Origin of the sequence: Actinomadura sp. 6K520 (genome assembly GCF_004349245.1) — a bacterium.
Taxonomy (GTDB): domain Bacteria; phylum Actinomycetota; class Actinomycetes; order Streptosporangiales; family Streptosporangiaceae; genus Spirillospora.
In genome coordinates this window covers 1-9,229 of sequence record NZ_SMLC01000232.1, presented here as the reverse complement: position 1 = coordinate 9,229, position 9,229 = coordinate 1, and the positions used below count along the sequence as shown (strand labels likewise).

At 70.5% G+C, this 9,229-nt stretch carries 8 protein-coding genes; 6 read left to right on the top strand and 2 right to left on the bottom strand.

The features are described from left to right. Nucleotides 1-1,390: PH domain-containing protein (locus E1289_RS33990; protein ID WP_347813610.1), on the top strand; the 1,390-nt coding region annotated here is incomplete at its 5' end. Between the two features lie 136 nt (nt 1,391-1,526). Here the strand turns inward: E1289_RS33990 and E1289_RS33985 are convergent. Continuing rightward, a complete protein-coding gene (locus E1289_RS33985; RefSeq protein WP_131987671.1) occupies nt 1,527-2,150 on the bottom strand; it encodes a polysaccharide deacetylase family protein in 624 nt (207 codons plus the stop codon). A 455-nt stretch (nt 2,151-2,605) separates the two neighbouring features. On the opposite strand from E1289_RS33985, the gene E1289_RS33980 reads away from it, so the two are divergent. Continuing rightward, entirely contained in the window at nt 2,606-3,946 is a 1,341-nt protein-coding gene (locus E1289_RS33980) for an SGNH/GDSL hydrolase family protein (RefSeq protein ID WP_131987669.1), read from the top strand. Nucleotides 3,947-4,352: 406 nt separating this feature from the next. Next, nucleotides 4,353-5,561, top strand: a complete 1,209-nt coding sequence (locus E1289_RS33975) for a cytochrome P450 (protein WP_131987667.1) — start codon at nt 4,353-4,355, stop codon at nt 5,559-5,561. A gap of 10 nt (nt 5,562-5,571) precedes the next feature. Here E1289_RS33975 and E1289_RS33970 read toward each other — a convergent pair whose 3' ends face one another. Then, nucleotides 5,572-6,585 (bottom strand): SAM-dependent methyltransferase, encoded by a 1,014-nt coding sequence (locus E1289_RS33970; protein ID WP_347813609.1) that lies wholly within the window; start codon nt 6,583-6,585, stop codon nt 5,572-5,574. Between the two features lie 134 nt (nt 6,586-6,719). Between E1289_RS33970 and E1289_RS33965 the strand changes: the two genes are divergently transcribed. From E1289_RS33965 to E1289_RS33955, 3 genes are all read left to right on the top strand, one after another. Then, nucleotides 6,720-7,892: a histidine kinase gene (locus E1289_RS33965; protein WP_131987656.1), complete on the top strand. Its 1,173-nt coding sequence runs from the start codon at nt 6,720-6,722 to the stop codon at nt 7,890-7,892. A gap of 30 nt (nt 7,893-7,922) precedes the next feature. Continuing rightward, on the top strand, nt 7,923-8,621 hold the full coding sequence (locus tag E1289_RS33960) for a response regulator transcription factor (protein ID WP_131987654.1): 699 nt from the start codon (nt 7,923-7,925) through the stop codon (nt 8,619-8,621). Between the two features lie 159 nt (nt 8,622-8,780). After that, nucleotides 8,781-9,044 carry a chaplin gene (locus E1289_RS33955; RefSeq protein WP_165970721.1) on the top strand — a complete coding sequence of 88 codons (264 nt, stop codon included), beginning with the start codon at nt 8,781-8,783 and terminating at the stop codon, nt 9,042-9,044. Nucleotides 9,045-9,229 lie beyond the last annotated feature (185 nt).

Here is a 9,229-nt window from a genome sequence, read left to right as displayed (position 1 = left end):
CAGCCCCGGCCCCCCTTACGGGCCGCCTCGCCCTCCGTACGGTCACGGCCCGCCACCTGTCTACCGGCCGCCGGTCCGGTTCTCGGAGGGTACGCACAGGCTCCACTGGGCGACGGTGCCGCTGCGCGCGTTCATCTTCCTCATCATCTACTTCGTCCTGCTCGGCTTCCCATTGCTGCTGACCCAAACGGAAGACGGCATCGTCCTGGCGCTCACCCCGGAGGTGGTCGCCAGGTTCCTCGTCGTGACCGTCCCCATGGGGTTGATCGCTGTCGGGACCGGGCTCTGGACGTGGCTCGCCCTGCGCTTCCGTGTCGACGGTGACGACCTCGTCGTCGAGACGGGCCTGCTGCGTAAGAACAAGCGCCGGATCCCGCTTTCACGCATCCAGGCCATCGACCTCGTTCGTCCCCTGGTGACACGAGTGTTCGCGCTGGCCGAGGTGCGGGTCGAACTGGCCGGCGGGGAGCGGAGCGAGATCTCGCTCCGCTACCTCGGACGGCACTCCGCCCAGCAGTTGCGCGCCGAACTTCTCGCCCTCGCCGCCGGCCTTCCCGGACAGACGCCCGAGGCCCCCGAGCGGCACGTATGGCGTGTCTCCTTCGGCACGTTGCTGGCGTCCCTGGTCCTGCGGCTTCCCGTCCTAGGCACGACCCTGCTCTTCTTCGCGTCCCTCCTGTTCCTGGTCATGTACGCGGAGGGCGGCATTCTGGCCGTCTCCATTCCGGTCATGCTCGGGCTCATCCGGGCGGTGATCGCGCCTCTGGTGATGTACGCCAACTTCACGGTCGCGATGTCGCCGGACGGGATCCGCCTCCGCTACGGCCTCCTGGAAACACGGATGCAGACGCTTCCTCCAGGACGCGTCCAAGCGGTCAGCATCATCGAACCGGCGATCTGGCGCAGTCTCGGCTGGGCCCGGGTCGAGGTCACCGTCGCGGGGTACGCGGGTGAGCGCCAGGCGTTGTCCTCCACGCTCCTGCCCGTCGCGCCCCGGCACGTCGCCATGCATCTGGTCTCCCAGGTGTTCCCTGGAACGAACATCGATGCCGTCTCCGTCATCCCTGCGTCCTCCAAGGGGGTGGCGATCGACCGCGCGGACGGCGCCGGAACCGACGACGTGGTCTTCATGGCCCGGCACGGCTGGCCCTGCCGCCGCACGGACGTGATCGCCCACGCGCGGGCGCAGTCCGTCCGGCTCACGGTGAACCCGTTCCAGCGCATCCTCGGTCTCGCGACCGTCCACGTGGACGCGCCCCCGGGGCCCGTCCAGGTCGCCGCCGGCGACCGGGAACTGGGCGAGGCCCGCGCGATCGTCGAATCGACCGCCCGCCGGGCCCTGGCCGCCCGCCGGTCAGGCGGCGGGGATCCGACCCGCTGGGCGCGCTGAGGACTTATCCACAACCTCGCGTTCCTCTTCCCGGCGCCGCCGGGAGCCCCGAGCATGGAATCCGGTCGGCCCGCTCATGGCGGGGGGAGCGGGCCGGCTCCGCGACGTCACGGCGGGAAAGCGCCGGGCGCGGGGCTCAAGGGGCGACCGCGGTCGCGTGGAAGGGGGTGTCGCCGAAGGGAATCCGGCGTGGGCTGAAGGTGATCTTGCCGGGCTGGAGCCCGCGATCGCGCAGCTCGCTGATGATCTGCGGAACGGCGTCGACGGACGCCTGCGCCCAGTCGTGCATCAGGAAGATGCCGCCGGGGCGGAGCGTACGGGCGGCGGCCACGATTTCGTCCGTGGTCGCTCCGGCCCAGTCTCGGGAATCGACCGTCCAGAGCACTTCGAGGACGTTCAGGCGCGCTTGGCCGGCTCTGACCTGGTCGTTCGTCTCGCCATAGGGCGGCCGGAAGAGCGAGGGCCACTCGCCGGTGATCCGGTGCAGGGTCTGCTGGGCGTGGAGGATCTCCGTGAAGGCGGCGCGTCCCGAGATGTCGGGGAGGTGAGGATGCGTCGCGGTGTGGTTGCCGATCCACATCCGGGCCTGCTGCTGGGCGCGCACCAGGTCGGGGCGGGCTTCGGCATGGTCGCCCCGGTTGAAGAAGGTGGCCCCGGCGCCGGCGGCCAGCAGCCTGTCCAGCAGGGTGGGCAACGTCTCCGGTGTCGGCCCGTCATCGAAGGTGAGCGCGACGTACCCCCTGGGGCGATCACCATGCATGGCGGGGCCGCGGATCGGCATGCTCGGGCAGGTCGAGGTGCGTCGCTGGGGCGGCTGAAGACATTGAACGGCCCATCTCGCTATCCGAAATATTTCGAAAATATCTCGGAGGATTGATCGGTACGGTACGCCCGATCCGTACACATGGTCAATGGGTCGCTCTGTAGGTCTGAACACCCGCCCAGCCTTACGTAGCCGCATACTCGGACTTCGAAAGCAGGCAGTGCACATGGAGGGGAGTCGATTGCTTGACGGACTGATTGTGGCGACGTACGTTCTTCGAGAATTCGAAAAACTTCGAAAAGTTTCGAACCCTCTCTCTCGTACGCGGAGTCGATCGGAGACCTGTGGTGCGACGCTCCCTTCCAAGAACATCCTTACTGCCGCCGTCCCTCCGGATCCGCCGGCGTACGCCTGAGGCGGGCGCACCCGCCGTCAGGGGGTACGAAACGCCCATGCGCGGCCGCCCGGCCGTCCTCGCGGTGCTCGTGGCGGCCCTCGTCCTGGCATCGTTCTCGCTCTCCGCCCCGGGCGCGGAGGGGACGCCCCGCGCGGCCGAGGGCAGAGCGGCACCGAAGATCCATGGCCACTGGGTCGACACGTGGGTTTCGATGCCGCAACTGACCGAGCCCCACAACATGCCGCCCCCGCCGTTCACACAGGACGACGTGGTGCTCAAGGACGCCACGCTGCGCCAGACCATCCGCGTGGCGGTCGGCGGACGCAACATCCGGCTCCGGTTCTCCAACGCGTTCGGCGGCGCGGACCTGCCCGTCACCAGGGTCTCGGTGGCGCTGCCGGACGGCGGGCACGCGGGCGTCGACGCGATCCAGCCCGGTACGTCCCGTCCGGTGACCTTCAACGGCAAGCCGTCGGCCGTCATCCCGGTGGGCGCGCAGATGGTCACCGACCCGCTGAATTTCCCGGTGGCGCCCCGGTCCATCCTCACCGTGACGCTCTACCTCGCGGAAGGGCAGGCGTCCACCGACATCACCTCTCACCCCGGGTCGAGGACCACGTCCTACCTGTTGTCCGGAGACCACGTCGAAGCCACCGATCTGCCGGGGGCGACCGGGACCGACCACTGGTACTTCCTCAGCGGCGTCGAAACGTGGGCCGAGCCGTCGACCGCGGCGGCCGTCACGCTGGGCGACTCGCTCACCGACGGGCGGGGCTCGACGACCAACGGGAACGACCGCTGGCCTGACCAACTGCTGGACCGTCTGCAGTCCCACCCGGCCACGTCCGATATCGCGATCGTCAACCAGGCGGCCGGCGGCAACCGGGTCCTCAACGACGGGCTGGGGCCCAACGTCCTCGCGCGGCTGGACCGGGATGTGCTGGCCCAGAGCGGCGTCAGATGGCTGGTCGTCTTCGAGGGCGTCAACGACATCGGCACCGCCGAGGCCACCCCGGCGGCACAGAAGGAGGTCGCCGACAGGCTGATCGCGGCCTACGAACAGATCATCGTCCGCGCCCGCGCGCAGGGCATCCGCGTATACGGAGCGACGCTCACGCCGTTCGGAGGCAACACGATGTACGACGACGAGAACGGACACCGCGAGGAGGCCCGCCAGACCGTCAACGACTGGATCCGCACCAGCCGTCGCTTCGACGCGGTCATCGACTTCGACCGCGCCGCACGCGACCCGGCCGACCCGCGGCGCCTGCGCCCGGCCCTCGACACCGGCGATCACCTGCACCTGAACCCGGCAGGCTACAAAGCCTTGGCGGACGCGGTCCCGGCCCGGCTCTTCCAACCCAGGGCCCTACCTCCGACCTTCGGCTTCGAATGAGGATGGCGCGGCCCCCGGCAGACGGACCTATGCCGCCCCCCGGGAAGCGCCACCGGCCGGCCAGAGGCAGCCCCGACAGGAACCCGGCCCGCAACCAGCACCGCGCCAAACCGTGCGGGAGGTACCCACGATGATCCGGATGAGAGCGGGCCGGTGGCCGGCGTGGGTCGGGTCGCACGAGCCGTGCTCGGAGCCGATGCGGGGCCGGCCCGCCGGACGGGTGTTCGGTGGCGACCACGGTGTGGCGGGTGGGCGAGGGTGATGGGTCGGGCATGAGCAGGGCGTCGGTCGTCGTGGATTGGGTCGGCCGAGTTGTGGGAGCAACCGAGCCGTTGGTGTCGGCGGCCGGCGCCCGTCCGTCTTCCCGCTGCTTCGGACCGGCCCGCAAGGCGAATATCGTCAGATCATGAGTGAGCTGGCGTATGACCCCTGGTCCCCCGAGTTCGTGGCGGATCCGTATCCGGTGTTCGAGCGGCTGCGTGCCGAGCGTCCGGTCTTCTACCACGAGGCCACCGACCAGTGGGTGATCAGCCGGTACGCGGACGTCGACGCGCTGCTGCGGGACCGGCGGCTCGGACGGTCGTATCTCCACGTCGCGACCCATGAGGAGTTCGGGCGCGACCCGGAGGCCGACTTCCTCAAGCCGTTCTGGGACCTGATCCGCGCCGGAATGCTGGACGTCGAGCCGCCCACGCACACGCGGCTGCGGCGCCTGGTCTCCAAGGCGTTCACCGCCCGCATGGTGGAGGGCCTGCGCCCGACGATCAGGCGGCTCGCCGGGGAGCTGGCCGGGGAACTCGCGGCCCGGGGCGGCGGCGACCTGCTGGCCGAGGTCGCCGAGCCGCTGCCGGTCAACGTCATCGCGGAAATGCTCGGCGTTCCCGTGGAAGACCGGCATCTCCTGCGTCCGTGGTCGGCCGACATCTGCGGGATGTACGAGCTGAACCCGCCGCTGGAGGCGCAGCGGACGGCCGTCCGCGCCGCCGTGGAGTTCTCCGACTACCTGCGTGGCCTGGCACGCACCCGGCGGGACGAGCCGCGCGACGACCTCATCACCGCGCTCACCCAGGTCATGGACGAGGGTGACCGGCTCACCGAGGACGAGCTGATCGGAACCTGCGTCCTCCTGCTCAACGCCGGCCATGAGGCCACGGTCAACGCGACCGGCAACGGCTGGTGGTCGCTGTTCCGCAATCCCGGCGAGCTGGAGCGTCTCCGCGCCGACCCGTCGCTCATCCCCACGGCCGTTGAGGAACTGCTGCGCTACGACACTCCGGCGCCCATGTTCGAACGCTGGGTTCTGGAGGACGTCACGGTCGCCGGCGTGGAAATTCCCCGTGGCGCCGAGGTCGCGCTGCAATTCGCGTCCGCCAACCGCGACCCCGAGGTCTTCGCCGACCCGAACAGGTTCGACCTGTCCCGCGACCCGAACCCGCACATCACCTTCGGACTCGGTATCCACTACTGCCTGGGCGCCCCATTGGCCCGCATCGAGCTCGCCGAGTCCTTCGGTGCGCTCCTCCGGCAGGCCCCCGGCCTGCGCCTGGTCACCGAACCGAAGTGGAAGCCCGGCTATGTCCTACGTGGTCTGCGGTCTCTCCATGTGGAGTGCTGACCGGGTGGGGCTATGGGGTCAGTGGGGATGGGATCGGGATGTCGGTGGTTTGGGCTAGCCAGCCGAAGCCGCCCAGGCCGGCCGGGTCGGTCAGTTCGGCGTCTTCGCCCGCGTGGCAGAGGGCCGCGACGTAGGCGCGGGGGTCACGGTGGGCCAGGTCCAGGGGTGGGCGGGTTCCGGTGAGGCCGAGGGCGCGCAGGGCGTCGCGCTGGGTCGTCAGGAGGGTGGACGTGGCGCCGGCGCGTTCGCCGGCGGTCGTGCAGGCGTCGAGCGCGACATGGGCGGTGACGTCGCAGGAGCCGTCCGGGACGGCGGGGACGGTCGCCCCGTCGCGGTAGCCGGTCAGGGTTCCGTACACGGGACGCGACTCCCGGGAATGCGAGTAGTCGACGGCGAGCGCGAGGCCCCGGGAAAGCCGTCTGATCACCGAGGCCCAGGCGGCGCAGCGGGGATGCCCGATCTCGGCGCGGTCGCCGGGCTCGCGGAGCGGCCACCAGCGCTCCAGCCACGCGCGGTCCTCGGCGGAGGGGACGGGCCCCGGCCGTTCGCTGCCGGTGGAGGGGTCGACCAGGACGGTCCGGACGCCGTCCGGTGTCCGCTCGACGACGTCCAGCGGAATGTTGTCGAGCCACTCGTTCGCCACGGCGAGACCGGTGATGCGGTCGGGCAGGTCCGGACGCCAGGCGATCCGCGGCGAGATCTCGGCCGGACGCGGTGCGATCTCCACGGCCGTCGGGGCGAGCCGCGCCGCCAGGTCGGGAGGCGCGCAGGCCAGGATGTTGCTAACCAGGTGCCCCGACCCGGCGCCGATGTCGACGACGTCCAGCCGGTCGGGGTGGCCGAGCAGGACGTCGACCTCGACCAGCAGGCGGGCGATGGCCGCGGCGAAGCGCGGTGAGGCGTGCACCGAGGTGCGGAAGTGCTCGGCGGGACGTTCCCCGCGACGGTAGAAACCGCTCTCCCCGTACAGCGCCCGTTCCATAGCGGTGCGCCATGTCAGCCATTCGGAAACCAACGCCGCCACGACTGCGACGTTACCGTGAGCGACCCCGTCCGCTACGCCTTTGCGGCCGAGGCTTCACGGTGTCCCTCCGGTGGAGGCGGGGTCAGACCTGCGGTTGATTTCCGGGGCCGGGCGGCGTCCGTACCCTGGTCCGCATGGTGGCGAGCGCGTGGGACTGGCTGCGGCGTAAGAAGCCGCTGGTCGATGCGTTCTTCGCGTTGCCGCTGCTGGTCCTTTCCCTGCCGTCGATGGTGGGCGGCCATTACGGGATCGGCGCGCCCGGGGTCGCGCTGCTGACGTTCGGGCTGCTCGCACCTCTCGTCCTGCGCCGGACGTTCCCCCGCGCGGTCTTCGCCACGGTCGCGCTCGTCTCGGGCGTCCAGTGCCTGGTCGGCGTGGAGCCCGTGCAGGCGAACATCGCCGTCCTGATGGGGCTCTACACCGTCACGGCCGGCAATTCGTTCCGGTGGGGGTTCGCGGCGGCGCTGGTCGGTGAGCTGGGCGCGCTGCTGGTGACCGTCCGGTACCCGAACAGCGCCGACGACCGGAAGTACGTGTTCGCCATGCTCACGGTGGTGGTGGCGGGCGTGTGGCTTCTCGGCCTGCACATGCGGACGCGCCGCGCCTACCTGCGTTCGGTGGAGGAACGCGCCGAACGCCTGGAGCGCGAACGCGACAACGAGGTCAAGATGGCCATGGCCGCTGAACGGGCGCGTATCGCCCGCGAGCTGCACGACGTGGTGGCGCACAACGTCAGCGTGATCGTGGTGCAGGCGGACGGGGCGTCCTACGCGATCGACACCGATGTCGGACGGGCCAGGCAGGCGCTCGACACGATCTCCTCGACGGGACGGCTGGCGCTGGCGGAGATGCGGCGGCTGCTCGGCGTCCTGCGCGAGAACGACGACGCCGGGGCGTTCGCGCCGCAGCCGGGGGTGGCGGAGCTGGAGGACCTGGTCGAGCACGTCCGCGCGTCGGGGCTGGCGGTGGCGTTCGAGGTCGACGGGACGCCGGCGCCCATGTCGGAGGGGCGGCAGCTCACCGTTTACCGGATCGTCCAGGAGGCGCTGACCAATACGCTCAAGCACGGAGGTCCGCGTGCGGCGGTGTCGGTACGGCTCCGGTACTCCGGCGACGCCCTGGAGATCCGGGTGGACGACGACGGGCGAGGCGCGGCCGCCCTGGACGACGGGCGGGGCCACGGCATCGCCGGCATGCGGGAGCGCGTCGCCGTGTACGGCGGTTCCGTCTACGCGGCGCCGCGTCCGGGCGGCGGGTTCGCGGTGCTCGCGCGGATTCCGGTCCGCGAGGAGGTGGCCGCCTCGTGAGCGACGCGGCGTCATTCGACGGGAGTGTGCATGACGGAGGCTGAGGACGTGGCGGCGCCCATCCGGGTGGTGCTGGTCGACGACCAGGAGCTGGTGCGGGCCGGGTTCAGGATGGTCCTGGACGCGCAGCCCGACATCGAGGTCGTCGGCGAGGCAGGCGACGGGGTGCAGGCGCTGGAGCTGCTGCGGAGCACGTGGGCGGACGTCGTCCTCATGGACGTGCGGATGCCGCGCATGGACGGGATCGAGGCGACCCGCCGGGTGGTGGCGCAGTCCGGGCCGAAGGTCGTCATCCTGACAACGTTCGACCTGGACGAGTACGCGTTTGCGGCGATCAAGGCCGGGGCGGGCGGGTTCATGCTGAAGGACGCGGGCCCGGCCCAGCTGATCGAGGCGATCAAGGCGGTGCACTCGGGGGACGCGGTGGTGGCCCCGAGCACGACCAGGCGGCTGCTCGACCGGTTCGCGGTCCATCTGCCGGACGCGGAGCAGAAGGCGGTCGGGGCGCTGGAGAGCCTGACCGACCGGGAGGGGGAGGTGCTCCGGCTCGTCGCGCGCGGGATGTCGAACGCGGAGATCGCGGAGCGGCTGTTCGTCTCGGAGGCGACCGTGAAGACGCACATGGGACGGATCCTCATGAAGCTGAACCTGCGTGACCGGGTGCAGGCGGTCGTGTTCGCCTACGAGACAGGGCTGGCGAAAAGCGGTCAAAGCGACAACACTGTGTAACGACCAGATCACTCCATGATGACTTCTTGCCCTCACCCTTACGTAACGCATTGATCTACCTGAGAGTAACTGAATAACTACCGTACGCGATGCCGTCCGCACGGGCGGCGTCGACAACTGTCAGATCGGGCCTTTCGGCCCACGTACGGGAGGACTCTCGTGATCAAGAAGCTTGCCGCGACCGGCATCCTCGGTTTCGCCGTCGCCGCCTCGGCCCTGGCCGCCGCCCCCGCCCAGGCCGCCACCTACGGCGGGCACGGGGGCGACGGCTCCCACAACACCAGCGCCGGCAACATCGGGCTCCTCACCGGCAACCAGGTGATCGTGCCGATCTCCGCGGCCGCCAACGTCTGCGGCAACGCCGTCGCCGTCATCGGCCTCGCCCACGCGCACTGCAAGGGCATCGCGGAAGTCGACGACTGAGCCCCCCACTCCCCTAGGGCGACGGGTGCGAGGTCCCGCACCACCCAGTGCGGGAATCTCACCGACCCTCCGAAGACGAGCGTTCTCACCCATCGCCGAAGCGCCGGTGACCCGCCAGGGTCACCGGCGCTTGCGCGTGTCATGGCAGCGGTGGGGCCCCTGGAGGGGCGGGGGTCCCTAGGAGG